This is a genomic window from Salinibacterium sp. GXW1014 (assembly GCF_044769865.1).
GTDB lineage: Bacteria > Actinomycetota > Actinomycetes > Actinomycetales > Microbacteriaceae > Homoserinimonas.
This window is the reverse complement of the sequence record NZ_JBIZWA010000001.1, coordinates 124172-141314: the sequence shown is the minus strand read 5'-3', so window position 1 is coordinate 141314 and position 17143 is coordinate 124172. Positions and strand designations below refer to the sequence as shown.

10 protein-coding genes are annotated in these 17143 nt (G+C 69.2%); 9 read left to right on the top strand and 1 reads right to left on the bottom strand.

Annotation, left to right across the window (positions count from 1 at the left end; translation table 11 throughout):
- The first annotated feature begins 31 nt into the window (after positions 1–31).
- Positions 32–838 carry an IclR family transcriptional regulator C-terminal domain-containing protein gene (locus ACIQK7_RS00640; RefSeq protein ID WP_403023897.1) on the top strand — a complete coding sequence of 269 codons (807 nt, stop codon included), beginning with the start codon at positions 32–34 and terminating at the stop codon, positions 836–838.
- A gap of 15 nt (positions 839–853) precedes the next feature.
- On the opposite strand, the gene ACIQK7_RS00635 is transcribed toward ACIQK7_RS00640, so the two are convergent.
- Positions 854–1912: a hypothetical protein gene (locus ACIQK7_RS00635; RefSeq protein ID WP_403020179.1), complete on the bottom strand. Its 1059-nt coding sequence runs from the start codon at positions 1910–1912 to the stop codon at positions 854–856.
- Between the two features lie 124 nt (positions 1913–2036).
- On the opposite strand from ACIQK7_RS00635, the gene ACIQK7_RS00630 reads away from it, so the two are divergent.
- The 8 genes from ACIQK7_RS00630 to ACIQK7_RS00595 all read left to right on the top strand — a co-directional run bounded on the left by ACIQK7_RS00630 (position 2037) and on the right by ACIQK7_RS00595 (position 17052).
- On the top strand, positions 2037–2651 hold the full coding sequence (locus tag ACIQK7_RS00630; RefSeq protein WP_403020177.1) for an FHA domain-containing protein: 615 nt from the start codon (positions 2037–2039) through the stop codon (positions 2649–2651).
- The gene (locus ACIQK7_RS00625; RefSeq protein ID WP_403020176.1) at positions 2648–3526 is read left to right on the top strand and encodes a PP2C family protein-serine/threonine phosphatase; all 879 of its coding nucleotides are present in this window, start codon (positions 2648–2650) and stop codon (positions 3524–3526) included. The genes ACIQK7_RS00630 and ACIQK7_RS00625 overlap by 4 nt, the downstream gene beginning before the upstream one ends.
- 164 nt (positions 3527–3690) lie before the next feature.
- A complete protein-coding gene (locus ACIQK7_RS00620) occupies positions 3691–5103 on the top strand; it encodes a serine/threonine-protein kinase (RefSeq protein ID WP_403020173.1) in 1413 nt (470 codons plus the stop codon).
- Positions 5100–10985: an Ig-like domain-containing protein gene (locus tag ACIQK7_RS00615; RefSeq protein ID WP_403020171.1), complete on the top strand. Its 5886-nt coding sequence runs from the start codon at positions 5100–5102 to the stop codon at positions 10983–10985. The genes ACIQK7_RS00620 and ACIQK7_RS00615 overlap by 4 nt, the downstream gene beginning before the upstream one ends.
- A gap of 46 nt (positions 10986–11031) precedes the next feature.
- Positions 11032–12003 (top strand): AAA family ATPase, encoded by a 972-nt coding sequence (locus tag ACIQK7_RS00610; RefSeq protein ID WP_403020170.1) that lies wholly within the window; start codon positions 11032–11034, stop codon positions 12001–12003.
- The gene (locus tag ACIQK7_RS00605; RefSeq protein ID WP_403020168.1) at positions 12000–13484 is read left to right on the top strand and encodes a DUF58 domain-containing protein; all 1485 of its coding nucleotides are present in this window, start codon (positions 12000–12002) and stop codon (positions 13482–13484) included. Before ACIQK7_RS00610 ends, ACIQK7_RS00605 begins: the two co-directional genes overlap by 4 nt.
- The gene (locus ACIQK7_RS00600; RefSeq protein WP_403020164.1) at positions 13481–15790 is read left to right on the top strand and encodes a transglutaminase family protein; all 2310 of its coding nucleotides are present in this window, start codon (positions 13481–13483) and stop codon (positions 15788–15790) included. The genes ACIQK7_RS00605 and ACIQK7_RS00600 overlap by 4 nt, the downstream gene beginning before the upstream one ends.
- Positions 15787–17052, top strand: coding sequence for a hypothetical protein (locus ACIQK7_RS00595; protein ID WP_403020161.1), 1266 nt, complete (start codon positions 15787–15789; stop codon positions 17050–17052). The genes ACIQK7_RS00600 and ACIQK7_RS00595 overlap by 4 nt, the downstream gene beginning before the upstream one ends.
- Positions 17053–17143: the final 91 nt, after the last annotated feature.

Below are 17143 nucleotides of genomic sequence, written 5' to 3'. Positions count from 1 at the left end.
GTCGGCGACGGGTGACCCCGCGGGCCGCGCCGTGCCGCCGACACTGCCCGCCGGGGCATCCGGAGTCCAGTCGCTTGCACGCGGTCTCGCGGTCATCCGGGCCTTCGACGCGGAGCACTCCGAGATGAGCCTGAGCGAGGTCGCGCGCCGCACAGGGCTCACGCGGGCGACGGCGCGCCGATTTCTGCACACCCTCTGCGACTTGGGCTACATGCGCACCGACGGCAAGGTCTTCGCGCTGACCGTGCGCGTGCTCGACCTCGGCTACAGCTACCTCTCGGGCCTGCAACTGCAGGACCTCGCGATGCCGCATCTCGAACAGCTCGCCGCCCGCGTTGAGGAGACCACCTCGATCTCCGTGCTCGACGGCACCGACATCGTCTACGTGGCCCGCGTGCCCACGCGCCGGATCATGAGCATCGGCATCACGATCGGCACTCGCTTTCCCGCCTACGCGACCTCGATGGGGCGAGTGCTCCTCGCGGCGCTGCCGAGGGAGGAGGTCGTGCGCCGCTATGAGGCCGTGCCGCTCGAGCGCCGCACGAGTCGCACGATCGCGACGATTCCTGACCTGCTGGGGGAGCTCGACCGCGTGCGCGAGCGGGGATGGTCACTCACTGACCAGGAGCTCGAGCACGGCCTGCGGTCGATGGCAATGCCGATAACGGATGCCCGGGGCCGCACCCTCGCAGCCGTCAACGTCTCCTCCCACGTGAGCACGCGCGACGCCGAGTCGTTCAGGTCACTCGTGGAGTGCCCCCTCGCGGATGCCGTCGCGGGCATCGAGGCCGAACTCGCCCGCACGAGCGCCGTCTCGCGCCTCATGGTCTCCGACTGAGGCCTCGCGACACCATCAGCCGGGATCGACCTCGGCGCGCACCTCGCCGCCGATGTTGAGGCCGCGCTGCAGTTGCGCCGAGGTCTCATTGACCGTCTTGAGCTGCGCCGCGAGCGCGTCGTGGCGTTCGACGCGCTTGAGGATTGAGGCGTAGAGCGCGTCGAGTTCGGCCCCGCGGGTGAGAAGTCGCGAGCGCGCGGAGGCGAAACCCTGCTCGGTGTAGAAGCCGTCCTGGGCACGCTGGTTGAACACTTTGATGTCGCCGTTGAGCTGGTCGTAGCCCGTCGTGTATCGCTCGTAGTCGCTCTCGACGGACGCCTTCAATTGCTCGAGCTCCGAAACGATCGCGTCGGCCTGGGCCTGGAGGTCGACGAAGACCGCGTGGGATGAGGAGTGCAGGCCGGTGACGATCGCACGGTCGGCGAAGTATCGGGAGTAGTACTCTTCGAGCTCGGCCGAGATCTCCGCAACCTCCGTGCCGATGATCGAGTGCAGCTCATTGGCGCGCTGGCCGGGGGAGTGTCGGGAGTAGAACTCCATCCGCGCCGAGAAGTCGGGGTCGTCGATGAGCCGCGCGAACTCCTCCTCGAGGAGTGTGCCGAGTCGTTCCTTCTCAGCCTCGCCCGTGCGGTCCCAGGCGGCGTGGAGCATCTCGTGCGCCGCGACGACCTCCTCGGCGCCGTCGAGCCGTTCGTCGGTCACGTCGAACAGGAAGATCGTCTTCTCGGCGTGCACGTAACATCCGAGCACGCCGAACTCCTGCTCGTTGTGGTCGATGGGGCACTGCTCGCTGAACGTCTCGCCGCTGCTGACGACCGGAGTGCTCGCAAAGTAGAGGAAGCGCCCGTGCTCGGTCAGCTGGAGGCGCTCCGCGTGCGCCGCGATGACGGGGTCTGGTTCGTACTGCCACACCGTGACGCGGTCGATGATCGGCTGCGGGTTGTTGGCGACCCAGATGCCGCCAGCGGTCAGCGCTCCCACGATGAGCAGGCCGAGAAGGGTGCCGAGCGTGTTGCGGCGACGGTGACGAGGACGCTTCTGCGCCACGGCAGGGTCGTCGTCGAGGAACTCCACCCAAATCTCCCTGCTCTTGCCTCGAAGAGGATACCAGTCGCATCCCGTACAGCCGCCCGCGAATGGGGGTGTCGCACCGCGACATGAACACGCTCGCCACGCGGGAGCGAATAGGCTTGGGGGCGTGGAGCGCGATGTCGAGGACACGGTCATCAGGCCGCTGCGCACGGACGCGCTCGACGCGGAACCCGACGACGCTGACACGCGACTCGTCACCCGACTCCGGCCACCCGCGGTCGATGCGCCGGCGCTCGGTGTCGCTGCAGCGAATCCGGATGCGCCGAATCAGTCCTTCCCGCAGGGCACGGATGCGCTGCAGGCGAGTGCGGCGCCGGCTCCGAGCCCGGCCGCCGCGTCGACCTACCGCTTCACGGTCAACTCGCACGAGCCCATCGAGCTCGACCGTCCAGCGCACATCGGCAGGAGGCCCAGCCTCCCGCGCGTGCCGCAGCGAGTGCGACCCCGGCTTGTGCGCGTGCCGTCGCCCAAGCAGGAGGTGTCGAGCACGCACCTCGAGGTGCGGCAGGAGGGGGCATCCGTCATCCTCACCGACCTGCGTTCGACAAACGGCACTACTGTGACCATGCCGGGGGCCACGCCACGGGCGCTTCGCCCGGGGGAGTCTCTCGTCGTCACGCCAGGCACGGTTGTCGACATCGGCGACGGCAATGTGCTCGAGATCCTTCCCCTTCAGCGCACGACCGGAGAGAGATCCATGATCCAAGGAGCCCCGCAGTGACCGAGATCGGCGAGAACACGGCGAACCATCGCGTCGCCATCCCCTCGGGCGGCGAGATCGAGCTCGCCTGGGGCGTCGCCACGCACACGGGGCACCGTCGCAAGCACAACGAGGACAGCTACGTGGCCTCGCCGCCGCTCTTCGCGGTCGCGGACGGCATGGGGGGCCATTCCGCCGGTGACCTTGCGAGCGCCGCCGTCGTGCGCCGCCTCTCCGAGGCCACCGAGGGTCCGTTCGGTGCGCCCGCCGAGATCGGTGCGGCCCTGCGCCTCGCGACGCGGGACATCGGCGAGGTCAGCGATGAGGCGAGTCTCGGCGTTGGCACGACCGTGACGGGGGCCATGCTGACGATGGAGGAGGACGAGGTCGCCTGGCTCGTCTTCAACGTCGGGGACTCCCGGGTCTACGCGCTCCAGGATGGCCGCCTCGCGCAGGTCACGGTCGATCACTCGGTCGTGCAGGAGATGGTCGACGCCGGCATGATCGCCGCGGGCGACGCCGAGTCGCACCCCGACAGCAACATCATCACGCGGGCGGTCGGCTTCAACGCCGATCCCGTCCCCGACTTCTGGCACATTCCCGTGCGCCAGGGGATGCGCCTCCTGCTCTGCTCCGACGGCCTCACGAAGGAGGTCGACGCCCGCATCATCGGCGAGATCCTCGCTGCGGGCACGAGCTGCTCCGAGGTCGTGCAGGAGCTCGTGGTGCGAGCGCTCGATGCCGGTGGGCGTGACAACGTGACCGCGGTCGTGATCGATGTCATTGCAGCGCCCCACGACGCGGCAGGCGGCTCGGCGGCGCAGGAAGAGCAGTCGGAAGGTGACGACGAAGACACGATTCCCCGCACGGCCGAACTCCCCACGCAGGAGGAATGACCCCCGAATGGGGGCCTGAATGCGGCCGTCATCGGGGATTCCTCCAACTCAACCCCGCAAGTCGCTCGCCTAGAATGAAAGCTCGCCGGGCGCCGCAGGGAGACCGGCCGCATCCGTGCGATCTGATCCCGCAACTCCACGAGATCCGCCGAGGGGGTGGCTGAATGGCGAGACGACTGCCGTCACAGCCGCCCGTGCTGCCCGGCTTCAGCCATGTGCACATCCTCGGCTCCGGCGGATTCGCGGATGTCTTCCTCTACGAGCAGAACATGCCCCGCCGCCAGGTCGCGGTCAAGGTGCTGTTGAGTGAGGTCGTCAACGACCACGTGCGGCAGATGTTCCAGGCCGAGGCGAATCTCATGGCCCAGTTGAGTTCGCATCCGTCGATCCTTACGGTGTACCAAGCGAGCGTGTCCTCAGACGGCCGCCCCTACCTCGTGATGGAGATGTGCTCCTCGGCGCTCAGCGAGCGCTACCGCCGCGAGTCGATTCCCGTCGCTGAGGTGTTGCGCATCGCCGTCAAGATCGGCAGCGCGATCGAGACGGCACACCGCGCCGGCGTGCTGCACCGTGATATCAAGCCCTCCAACATCCTGCTCACGGCATACGGGCATCCCGTGCTCTCGGACTTCGGCATCGCCGCGACCCTCGCGGGGGCCGACGCCGAGGAGGCGGTCGGGATGTCGATCCCGTGGTCGGCGCCCGAGGTGCTGCTCGGCGAGAACTCCGGTTCGGTCGCGGCCGAGGTGTGGTCATACGCCGCAACCGTGTACTCGCTCCTCGCGGGGCGCTCGCCCTTCGAGATTCCGGGAAAGTCGAACACGAGCGCCGACCTCATCGCCCGCATCGGTCGCGCACGGCCCCAACCGATCAGCCGCCCCGACGTGCCGCGCGCGCTTGAGCTCGCGCTCGAGCGTGCGATGTCCCGCAACCCTGAGCACCGTCCCCGCACCGTGCTCGAGCTCGTGCACCAGCTGCAGACGATCGAGTCGGAGCTCGGCCTTCCCCAGACGCCCATCGAAGTGGCGATGGATGACTGGGCACTCGGCACCGTCTCCGACTTCGAGGACCGCACGCGGGTGCGGGCCCTCGGCGCCGATGCGGGCACCTCGCCGGGACGTTCCCGTCGCCGGCGCAGGGGATCGGCTGCTTCAGGATCCGACAGCGCGCCGATAGAACACGCGCAGCCGAGCCGGAGTGGCTCGCTCGCCCAGCCGCCGACGAAGGGCGCGAAGGCGCTCACGTGGACGCTCGTCGTCACGGCAGTCCTCGTCTTGGCCCTTGCGGGCACGGCCGTCTACATCCTCGTGCGAGCCAATTCGGCGACGCCCGTCGTCACCGACATCGAGGCTCGGGAACGATCGGGTGACGTGCTGTTCACCTGGCCGGATCCGGGTCTCAGGTCTGGCGATTCGTACCAGATCGCGACATCCGAGGGCGCAAGCAGCATGCAGACGAACCCCGCCTTCGTCGTGGCCGGTGAGCCCGGCGAGCAGGTGTGCATCACGGTCACCGTGAATCGCTCCGGTGCTGCGGGCGCGCCGAGCAACCAGAAGTGCGCGACGATACGGCCATGATCAGGGCCTGGCTCTCACGCAACGCGTCGTCGGCGATCACGGTGGCGAGCATTGTCGTGATCGCGGCGATTCTCGTCGGGGTCGCCTTCGTCTCGCAGGGATACACGGCCCAGCGGCTCGACCTCAGCGACGGTTCGGTGTGGGTCGCGAACGGCCAGGAGCAGGTCATCGGTCGCGCCAACACCGAGATCCAGCTGCTCAACACCGTTGTCGAGAGTTCCGGCAATGAGATCGACGTTGTGCAGCAGGGGAGCACCGTGCTGCTCGTCGACAGGGCGAACACCCGCCTCGACATCGTTGACCCAGCAATGTCGGAGGTCGTCGACAGCGTCGCCCTCCCGACCGAGGGCCCGCAGGTCTTCCTCGCGGGAGACGCCGCGGTCGTCTATGCGGAGGACACGGGCGAGGTGTGGATCACGACCTCGGCAGAGCTGGGCTCCTTCGATGCGGCGACCGAACCACTCCTCAGCCTGGGTGCGAACGCGGCCATCACGGTGACGCCCAGCGGGTTCCTGCACGCGTATTCCGCTGACACGGGGCAGCTCTACCGGGTCGATCTCGCAACCGACGCAATCGCCCTCACCTCGGGCGCTGAAACGCGGGCCATCGACTTCGACGCCGAGGGCGAGGATGTCGCCATCACGGCCCTCGGCGAGCGGGTCGCAATCGTCGACTACGAGTCTCGCTCCCTGTGGTTGGACGGCACGGTCGTGGACCTCTCCGACTCGGTCGAGGCGGGCGACAGCATGCGCCTGCAGCAGCCCGGCCCCGAGTCCGGCAACATCCTCCTCGCCACGAGTGAGGGTCTCCTCCGAATTGGGTTCGACGGCGCCGTCGAGTCCCTTGTCGCGGATCGCTCTGCGACCTCCGCGGCACCGATCGTCGTCGGCGGCTGCTCTTTCGCCGCGTGGGCGGACGGGCTCGCCTGGCGCGACTGCAGGGGCTCGGCGGCCGTCGAGCTGCAGCTCGCGGGGGCGAACGCCGGGGCAGGGCGACTCGAGTTCGCAGTGAATGGCGACCGTGTCGTGCTCAACGAACCGCGCTCCGGGCGCACCTGGGCGGTGCAGGCGGGCGGCGAGTTGATCGACAACTGGAGCGAGTTGATCGAGGTCGAGGAGAACCAGGAGCAGGTCGAGCAGAACGACCTCGATTCTCCGCCCGAGTTCGAGAAGACCCAGGTTCCGCCCGTCGCGACGGATGATGTCTTCGGGGCGAGGCCCGGTCGTTCGACCGTGCTGCCCGTGCTCCTGAACGACTACGACGCCAATGGTGACGTCTTGGTCGTGTCCGAGATCGGTGCCATCGACGAGTCTGTGGGCCAGCTCGACCTCGTGCGCGACGGGCAGCAGGTGCAGCTGACCCTGAGCCCTGCCGCACAGGGCTCGCTGTCCTTCCCCTACACGATCACCGATGGCAGGGGTGGTTCGGCCTCGGCGACCGTGACGGTCGAGATCCGTGGCCCGGGCGAGAACGGGGCGCCCCAGCAGGTGCGACAGTCTCGCAGCAGTGTCGCGCAGGGCGGACGGGTGACGGCCAACGTCCTTGGTGACTGGGTTGACCCCGACGGCGACGTCATCTACCTTGCGGGAGCCTCGACCGCTGACCCCGACGGCGTCAGCTACAAGCCGGAGGGCGCCGTCGTGTTCCAGGAGGGCGGCGCGGCGGCGACGCTTCGCACGGTCGCCGTGTCAGTGACGGATGGCATGGCCCGCGGCGCAGGGTCGCTCTCGGTCACCGTCAACCCGGCGGGCGAGGTCCCGATCATCGCGGACCCCTTCGCTGTGCGCAGCTACGCGGGCGGCGAGGTGCGGGTCAGCCCGCTCGAGCATGTTCGCGGTGGGACGGGCACGGTGCGCCTGAGCGCGGTTCCATCGCGTACGGGAGCCACCATCACGCCCAATCTCGAGAACGGCACCTTCCGTTTCACGAGTGACCAGGTGCGCACCTTCTACGTCGAGTATGTCGTCACAGACGGGAGCCAGACGGTCACGGGGCTCGTGCGCATCGATGTCGAAGCGCCACCCGACGCCAACTCGACCCCAATCACCGTGCCGAAGACGGTCTTCGTCAAGACGCTCAGCGAGCAGACGATTGATGTCGCCTCAATCGACATCGACCCCGCCGGGGGAGTGCTGATGGTCACCTCGGTCTCGACCGAGCAGGCGCCCGGCGTGCGCGCTCAAGTGCTTGAGCAGCGTTCCGTGCGGATCAGCCTCGAGGCACCGCTCGACGCGGGCCCCGTCACGGTCGACTACCTCATCACGAACGGCCTCGCGGAGGCGGCCGGCACCATCACGGTCATCGAGATCCCCCCGGCGCAGCTGCAGGCGCCTGTCGCGACGGATGACAGCGTCACCGTGCGGGTGGGGGACACGATCGACATCCCCGTGCTCGCGAACGACCTCCACCCGGATGGCGAACCGCTCACGCTCAGCCAGGAACTCGTCGAGCGGGCCTCCGGGTCTGGCCTCCTTTTCGCATCCGGTGACCGGCTGCGCTACCTCGCGCCGGAGCAGACGGGCGACTTCACGGCCGTCTACGCCGTGATGGGGCCCGACGGGCAGACCTCGCAGGCGCAGGTGCGCATCGCGGTGCGCGAGGTCGTCGAGGCGACGAATGGCGCACCGACGCCGAGCACGCTCACGGCGAGGGTCACGGCCGGCGGCACCGTGAGCATCCGCGTGCCCCTCACGGGCATCGACCCGGATGGCGACTCAGTGCAGCTCCTGGGCCTCGAATCCGCCCCGGAGAAAGGCGCGGTGACGGATGTCGGCACCGACACGATCGAGTACGAGGCCGGCGGCTACTCGGCCGGCACCGACACCTTCACCTACACGGTCATGGACAGCCTCGGCGCACGGGCAATCGGCAAGGTGCGGGTGGGCATCAGCCCACCGCTCCAGGAGGCGCGCAACCCGATCGCCACGGCCGACGAGGTCGTCACGCGGCCGGGTGATTCGGTCTCGGTGCAGGTGCTCGCGAATGACATCGACCCGGATGGCGGCACCCTGACGATCACCTCCGTGCTGCCGAACACGCCCGAGATCAGCGCGGAGATCGATGGCGAGATCGTCGTGATCGATGTGCCGGAGGAGCCGGGACAGTACGGCCTGGTCTACGAGGTCGAGAACGGCTTCGGCGGCACGAGCTCGGCCTTCATCACGGTCGTGGTCGACGCGGAGGCGCCGCACGCCTACCCCGTCGCGAACGACACCGTGCTGACGCTCTCCGACATCCTCGAGCGCGAGACCGTCACGGTCGACGTGCTTCAGAACGTGTTCTTCGCCGACGGTCCGGCCAACACCCTGACGGTGCGACTGCTCGAGCGCTTCAGCGAGAACGCGGTCGTGACCGATGACGGCGACGTGACGGTCACGATTGCGGAGCGACGGCAGATCATCCCCTTCTCGGTCGTGCATCCCGACGACCCGGAGGTCATCTCCTACGCCTTCATCCGCGTGCCGGGCCTCGACGATGCCCTCCCGCAGCTCGACCGCCGAGCGAAGCCCCTCACGGTCGCGAGCGAGTCCCGCCTGGTGATCGACATCAACGATCATGTCATCGCGGTCGGCGGCAACAGCGTGCGCCTCACCGACCGCACGACCGTGCGGGCCACCAACGCGAATGGCGATTCCCTTGTCATCGACGACGACACCCTCGTCTTCACCTCCGCCGACAAGTACTTCGGTCCCGCCTCGATCGCCTTCGAGGTCACCGACGGCGCGAGCGCGAATGCCGCGGGGGCGCGCACTGCGACGCTCGTGCTGCCCATCCGGGTGACCCCGCGCGAGAACCAGCCACCCGTGTTCGCGGGCGGCACGATCGAGTTCGAACCGTCCGAGGAGAAATCGCTCGACCTCCTGCGGCTCACGAACTATCCGCACCCCGACGACATCGACGAGCTCGCCTACCGCGTGCTGGAGCCGCTCCCGCGCGACTTCAGCTACACGCTGACGGGCAGCACGCTCACACTGCGGGCGGATCCTGCCGCGGTGAAGGGTAGCCAGACGGCGATCACGCTCGGCGTGCGTGATGAGTTGAGCGAGGGACAGGCGGGCACAATCACCCTGCGCGTCGTGGCCTCGACCCGGCCACTCGCGCGGCCGGCGCCGGACAGGGCTGTGACACCCCGCGGTGAGACGACGACGATCGACGTGCTCGCGAACGATGCTGCGGCGAACCCCTTCCCGGGCCAGCCCCTCTCGGTCGTCGCGATCCGGGGCCTCGACGGCGGAACGCTCCCCGAGGGAGTCTCGGTCGTGCCGAGCGCAGACCGCAGCCGCCTCACCGTGTCGGTGTCGGGGTCCGCGGCCCCGACAGACACCCAGCTGCAGTACCAGGTCGCGGATGCCACGGGCGACCCCAGCCGGTACATGTGGGGCACGGTCACAATCTCGGTCCAGGACGTGCCCGACACGCCGGCCGCGCCGAGCCGCGCGGGCGGTCACACCAACGGTGCGCTGACCCTGCGCATCACGCCGCCCGCCTTCAACAACTCTCCCATCACCTCATTCGAGGTCGTGAGCGACAGCAATGGCGGCTACCGCAAGAACTGTGGCCTTGAGCAGCTGTGCACCCTGAGCGACCTGCAGGTCGGGGTCTCCTATGAGTTCCGTGTCATCGCAACGAACTCCCTCGGTGCCTCCGAGGCGAGTCCCGCGAGCGTGCCACTGCGGGTCGACTACCTGCCGGCGGCGCCGACGGATGTCACGGCGCGCGCGAGCGGCGGTGCGGAAGGTGAACTCACGATCTCCTGGTCTCGCGTGCCAGACCCCTCGCCCGGCACTCCCGTCTCCGGCTACACGGTGCGCATCTCTGGGCCGGGTGTCGGCCAGACCGACATCGCGACGACATCCACGAGCCTCACGACGACGGTCGGCAGGCTCGTGCAGGCGGGACAGGCGTATCAGGTCGTCGTCTTCGCCCGGAACGGCGCGCAGGCGACGACGGAGGAGTGGAACCACTCCTCGCCCGTCGCCGTGACGGCCGTCGGGGCACCGCCCGCCGTGCCCGTCGCGGCACGGCTCACCGGCACGGAGGGACACATCGCCGTGACCTGGACGGGCGCCGGCTGGAACGGGGCTCGCGCCGGCACCTATCACGTCGCGCGCTTCAGCGGCGGCAGTGCGCCGCCCGCGGCATGCACGCCCGGCTCCTACCCGGGACGCATCGCGGCGGATGTCGCGAGCGGATGGGTCGACACGAGTGCGATCGACGGCGTCCAGTACACCTATGCCGTCTACTCCGACAACGGGCTCTTCTGCACCGTGAGTGTCTCGGGTGCCGTCGAGAGCAAGCGAGAGCCGGGACAGGCCTCCGTCGACCTCGTGATCGAGCACTCGACGGGCGGATACCACGACGTGCGCGTACGCAGCCTCTCGGCACTTCGTCCTGCCGCCCGCTACGAGGTCATGATCGGCGGCAACGGCGCCTGGCGCCCCGTCGCCCGCGGCGACTTCGTGACCTCGCCCGCCCTGTCCACCGTCTACGGGCAGCCCGTCACGGTGCAAGTGAGGGCCTGCAGGGATGACAGCGCAGACCTGTGTGGCGCGGCATCCGCCCCCCAGCAGTTGACGCCCGTTGCCACGCGAGCGAGCGTGCTCAGCTGTATCGCGGGCGAAGCCTTCACGCCCAACCCGCCGGCCAACGTGGCGGGCTTCGGCGCGCCGAGCTACCGTGTGCAGTTCCGCACGCCTGGAGGCATCTGGTTGGGGGCATGGCAGGCCTGGACGCCCGAGATGGCCGTGCCCGAGAACTCGACGGCACTGCGTATCAAGGCGACGGTCGGCGGGTACCAGGACCCAGAATATGGGGAGACCGAGTGCGAGGTTCCGCCCCCGCCACCGCCCCCGGTGACCGAGCCGGGCGACAGCGAAGAATGACATCGAGTACGGCGCGAGTGACCACGGCACGACGAGAGGCAACAGCATGACAATGACACCCGAACAGGCCGCCTGGTTCTCCGACATCTTCAACCGGCTCGTCTCCAACGTCGAGCAGGTGCTGCTCGGCAAGACCTTCGTGATCAAGCTCTCCTTCACCTCGCTCCTCAGCGAGGGCCACCTCCTGCTCGAGGACTTCCCCGGCACGGGCAAGACCTCCCTCGCCCGCGCGATCGCGCAGAGCGTGCAGGGCAGCAGCAACCGGGTGCAGTTCACGCCCGACCTCCTCCCCGGTGACATCACGGGCGTGAGCATCTACGACCAGCGCTCGGGCGACTTCGAGTTCCACCAGGGACCCGTCTTCGCGAACATCGTGCTGGCCGACGAGATCAACCGGGCGAGCCCGAAGACCCAGGCGGCACTCCTCGAGGTAATGGAGGAGGGACGCGTCACGGTCGACGGCGTCACGCATCCGGTGGGCGCGCCCTTCATGGTCATCGCGACGCAGAACCCCGTTGAGCAGGCCGGCACCTACCGCCTGCCGGAGGCACAGCTCGACCGCTTCCTCATGAAGACCTCGATCGGCTACCCCGACCACGCTTCGACGCTCCGCATCCTCGAGGGGGCCGGCGTCAAGGCGCACGACACGATCGTGCCCGCGATCGTTCCCGCCGCGACGATCGTGGAGATGGCGGCGCTCGCCCGCACGGTGCACGTCGACCCCTCCGTCAACGACTACGTCTCCCGGCTCGTCGACGCGACCCGCTCGGCCGATGAGGTGCGGCTCGGCGCGAGCGTGCGCGGCGCCCTCGCCCTCATCCGCGCCGCGAAGACACTCGCGGCCGCCGCAGCGCGGCACTACGTGATTCCCGACGACATCAAGGCACTCGCTGAGCCCGTGCTCGCGCACCGCCTCGTGCTCGACCCCGAAGCCGAGTTCGACGGGGTCACCCCCTCGAGCGTCATGAGCCAGATCCTCATGGAGACCTCGCCGCCCAGCGACAGGCAGGCCGTGTGACGCCCGAACGCCGACAGAGCGACGAGCCCCGACCCGCGACGCGTCCCGGCGCGCTCAAGCCTGGGGCATCCCGTACCGCGCTGACGCGCAGCGCCGCGCGCGCAAGGACGCGCACGAGCGTCACAAGCGCGACGCGGCGCCCTGAGGGGCTCGGTACGACCGCCAACACCGTGACCAATACCCGTTCGCGGCTTGTGGGCAATCGCGACGGCATCCTCGCCGACCTCATCGTCGTGGCCGTGCGCGCCCTCAGGAGTGTGAGCGGGTGGATCGGGGTGATCGCGGCGCGCGTGGGTGCCGTCGTGACGCCGCTCGGGTGGAGCCTCGCGATCGTGACGGTCGCGGCCTTCGTCTTCGGGTACGTGCTGCGATGGCCGGAGCTCCTTGCGGTCGCCTACAGCTCGCTCGTGCTCGTGCTGATCGCCGTCATCTACCTCGTCGGCCGCAACGCCTTCACGATCGAGCTCTCGATTCCGCACAGCCGCGTCGTGGTCGGCGATCCCGCCTCCGCGCGCCTCACGATCGAGAATCCCAGTCGCCGCCGCGCCTTCGGCGTCAAGGCTGAGGTGCCGATTGGCCCCGGGCTCGCCGAGTTCGCCCTCCCCGGCCTGTCATCGGGCGAGCGTTTCGAGCACGAGTTCGCAATCCCCACCGCCCGCCGCGGGAGGCTTCCCGTGGGGCCCGTGCGCACCGTGCGCGCAGACCCCATCGGACTCGTGCGGCGCGAGATCTCCTGGACCGACGTGCACGAGCTCTATGTGCATCCGCGCACGACCGCGATCCCCAGCACGAGCACGGGCATGATCCGCGACCTGGAGGGCAACCCCACGCGGGACGTCACGAACAGCGACGTCTCCTTCCATGCGCTCCGCGAATACGCGCCGGGAGATGAGCGGCGCTACATCCACTGGAAGAGCACGGCCAAGACCGGCACGCACATGGTGCGGCAGTTCGAGGAGACCCGCCGCAGCCATCTCGTCATCGCCCTCAGCCTCGCGGAGCGTGACTACGCAAATGACGAGGAATTCGAGATGGCGGTAAGCGTCGCCGGTTCGCTCGGCATCCGCGCCATCCGCGACGTGCGCAACATCTCGGTCGTCGTCGGCGCCACGACACCCGAGTTCGCCAAACAGAAGGTCTTCGCGGTGCGCTCACTCAGCACCCTCAACCCGGGGCGCCTGCTCGATGACCTCGCCCTCGTCGAGCGAGACGCGGCATCCCTCGGCCTTGTCGACATCGCGCGTGTCACCGCGGAGCAGGTCGCGGGCGTGTCAGTTGCGTTCCTGATCTGCGGTTCGGTGCCCACGCCGGGCGAGCTTCGCACGGCGTCGACACGGTTTCCTCCCGGCGTCGAGGTCGTGGCCATCGTCTGCGACCCCGAGACCGTCCCAGGGCTCCGCAGAGTGCCGGGGCTCAGCGTGCTGACGATCGGATACCTGGAAGACCTCAAGCGCAGCCTTGCACGGTCGGCGGCAGCATGATGCAGCGCGGCCAGAACTCGAGCGGATTCGTCGCGACATCAACGACCTTCGTCATCGTCGCGACGGTCATCGCCGCGACGGCATTCTGGCCGATCTACCAGCACCAGCAGTTCCTCATCATGGCGGCGGTCACGATCCTCGCCGCAAGCGCCATCGCCCTCGTTGGTGCGCGATTCCGGTGGCCCGGCCCCGTGCTCGTGGTAGCGACGGTGCTCGCATATCTCCTCCTGGGAGTGCCTCTCGCGATTCCCTCGAGTGCGCTCTTCGGCGTCCTGCCGACGGGGGAGGGGCTACTCGAGCTCGTGAGGGCCGCGGCCCTGGGCTGGAGGCAGCTCCTCACGATCGCACTGCCGGTCGGGGCATACCAGTCGCTCCTCGTGCCGGCGTTCCTGCTCATCCTCGTCGCGGTCGTCATCGCGGTGACGGTCGCCGTGAGGTTCGAGTGGGGCGAGTTCGCTGCGCTCGCGCCCACGGTCGTGCTCGTGCTCGGCCTCGCATTCGGGCCGCGAGATGCCCCCGCGGCGGTCGCGCTCACGCTCCTCTACCTCGTCGTCGTGCTCGGTTGGCTGAGCTGGCGGCGATGGCACCGGCGTCGCGAGGGCATCCGTGCGCTCGCCTCCGCGACGACGCATGGGAGCGGATCACTCGAAACCCTCGCGGCACTGCGCACCGCCGCATCCGCCATCGTCATCTCCGCCGTCGCCGTCACGATCGGCGGAACCTCGGCAGCCGTCTCGGCTCCGGAGGGGGAGCGGGCGGTGTTCCGCGACATCGTCGAGCAACCCTTCGACCCGCGGGCGCACGGGAGCCCGCTGAGCGCGTTCCGCAAGTATCACCAGCCGGCGCTTGCCGACTCGGCGATGTTCTCCGTCACGAACCTGCCCGAGGGGGCGCGCATCCGATTGGCGACCCTCGACACCTACGACGGCGTCGTCTTCAGCGTCGGAAGCGACGCCGTGACGAGCGAGTCGGGCTCCTTCACACGGCTCCCGACGGCGATCCCGCGAGACGCCTCGGCAGGCGAAGCGGCGAGCGTGGATGTGCAGGTGAGCGGGTATCGGGGCATCTGGGTTCCCACCGTCGGCCTGCTCACCTCGATCGAGTTCGGCGGGAGCAACGCGGCCGAGCTGCGCGACTCCTTCTTCTTCAACGAGACGGGACGCTCCGGGGTCGTGCTCGAGGGCCTGGATGCCGGCGACCGTTACCAGCTTGATCTCCGGCTCCCGGACGAGCCCGATGATCTCAGTCGCCTCATCCCGGGCACGGCAGCCGTGCCCGAACCGGCCGTCGTGCCGGAGGAACTGACGATCGTGCTCGACGACTGGGTGCGCGACGCCGAGTCGGCTGGCGAACGACTCGACGCGATGCTCGATGCACTCGCGGCGGAGGGGTATGTCAGCCACGGTGTGGCCGACGACGAGCCGCTCAGCAGGTCTGGGCACGGCATCGACCGCATCCAGGAGCTCCTGACCGAGCCGCGCATGATCGGCGACGAGGAGCAGTATTCTGTCGTGGCCGCGCTCATGGCCCGCGCGATCGGCTTCCCCTCGCGAGTGGTCTTCGGCTTCGCCCCCGAGAGTAGCGGCGAAGATGCGGCCATCGTGCGGGGTTCGGATGTCTCGGCCTGGATCGAGGTCGACACCGCCCAGTACGGCTGGGTCGCGATCGATCCGACGCCGCCAGTGCGAGAGATCCCCGATGAGGAGCCCGAGGAGCCCGCCGTCGTCGCGCGACCGCAGAGTCCCGTGCCGCCGCCCGCCGTCGAAGCAGACCCCCGGCGCGACCAGGTTCCACTCGAGGCCAGCCCCGACGACGATCCCGCCGAGGATCCCCTCATGGCCGTCCTCCTCGCCGCGCTCAAGGTGCTCGCGTGGGTCGCGGGCGTGCTGCTCGTCCTGCTTTCGCCGTTCCTCGCCGTCCTCCTTGCGAAGGCGCGCCGCCGGTACCTGCGCCACCGGGCAGCATCCGCCGCGGCCCGCGTCAGCGGCGGGTGGCGCGAGTTCGAGGACATCGTTGTCGACTATGGCTATGCCGTGCCGAAGTCGGCGACCCGCAGTGAGGTTGCCGAGACCGTCGGCGGAGTGCAGCCGCTCGTGCTGGCATCCGTCGCCGACCGTGCTGTGTTCGCGCCCGAGCGGGTGGACGACGACGAGGCGAGACAGGTGTGGCTCGCGGTCCGCGATCTCGAGGAGGGGATCGCCTCGTCCCGCACCCGCTGGGAACGGTTCAAGGCGACAGTCTCGCTCCGATCGCTCGCTGGCTATAGTCTCAAGGAATTGTTTTCCCGAGAGAGACGCCTCACATGACGTGCAATCACTGCGGCACCGCGCTGCCGCGCGGGGCGATCTTCTGTGGCGAGTGCGGTCGTCGTGTGAGCGCCCCCGCTGACGCGATCACGCCCCCGCCACCCGCCGAGGAATCGGGGCAGGCACCCACCCCGCAGGCGGCAACGCCCACGGCAGAGGCAGGTCTTGTGCCGCCGCCGCCCACGCCACAGCGCGACGCCGCATCCGCAAGCCAGGGATGGTCCCTCTCGGCCGAGGCTGAGGCGGCGGTCGATGCCGCATCGGCGGCTGCGACCGAGACGTCGCCCGACGAAGTGACGGGTGATGCCAGACCCGAGCCACCTGCTCCCGCTCCCGCGCCTGTCGTGAGGAACCCGCTCACCTGTCAGCAGTGCGGCAGCCAGATGGGACCCGGCGACATCTTCTGCGGGGAATGCGGCTCTGTCTCGAAGTCCGTCACCGCCGCCTTCACGGGGGTCATCGACACGCGTCGCGCCGAGCCTGCGCCGGCTGCCCCCAGCATGCCGCCCAGCACGTCACCCGAACTCGTGGCTCCCGGCGTTCCAGCCGCTGCGACTCCTCTCCCGACCATGCCGGTCTTCGTGCAGTCGCCTCCCGGTGCCCGGCCCGAACAGGTGGAGGATGCGGTGCCGTCGTCGCCCGTGCCGTCGTCGCCTGTGCCGTCGTCGCCTGTGCCGTCGCCGCCTGTGGATGAGAGCTCAGCTCCGACGAGTGTCGCCGATGCACAGCCCCCGGCCGAGCCCGCCGCGGAAGCGAGCTCGGCGGCTCCGGCCGTAGCGTCGCCCGTCGTGGAGCCGCCCCAGGCCGTATCGAGCACTCCTGTCGCACTTCCTCTCGTGAGCCCCGCGGCATCACGGCGCCCGGCCGCGCCCGTCACCTCAGCCGACGCAGACGATGAGGACGTCGAGGCGACCCGCATCGTGCACCGCCGCGGCGGGGAGCGGTTCGTGCTGCAGTTCAGCACGGGTGAAAGCGTGACCGTCTATGGCACCGGCCTGGTTGGTCGCAATCCGCGTCCTGAGCCGGGGGAGTTCTTCGACCAGCTCGTTCGCGTGCTCGACACGGGGCGCTCGGTGTCGAAGACGCACCTCGAGTTCGGCCAGGAGGCGGGAGTCTTCTGGATCAAGGACCGCTTCTCGGGCAACGGCACCGTGCTCAAGGAACCGGATGCCGCCCCTCGACGGTGCGAGGCAGACAAGCGGTACCGGGTCGTGCGCGGCAGCCGCGTCGAGATCGGCGAGCAGTTCTTCGTCGTGAGCTGATCCGCTCCTCCACCGCGCGCATCCGCGGCTCGGCTCCACGCTCTGCTCGGAGCGGGCCTTCGAGCGCGGCCACGAATGCTGTGCTCATGGG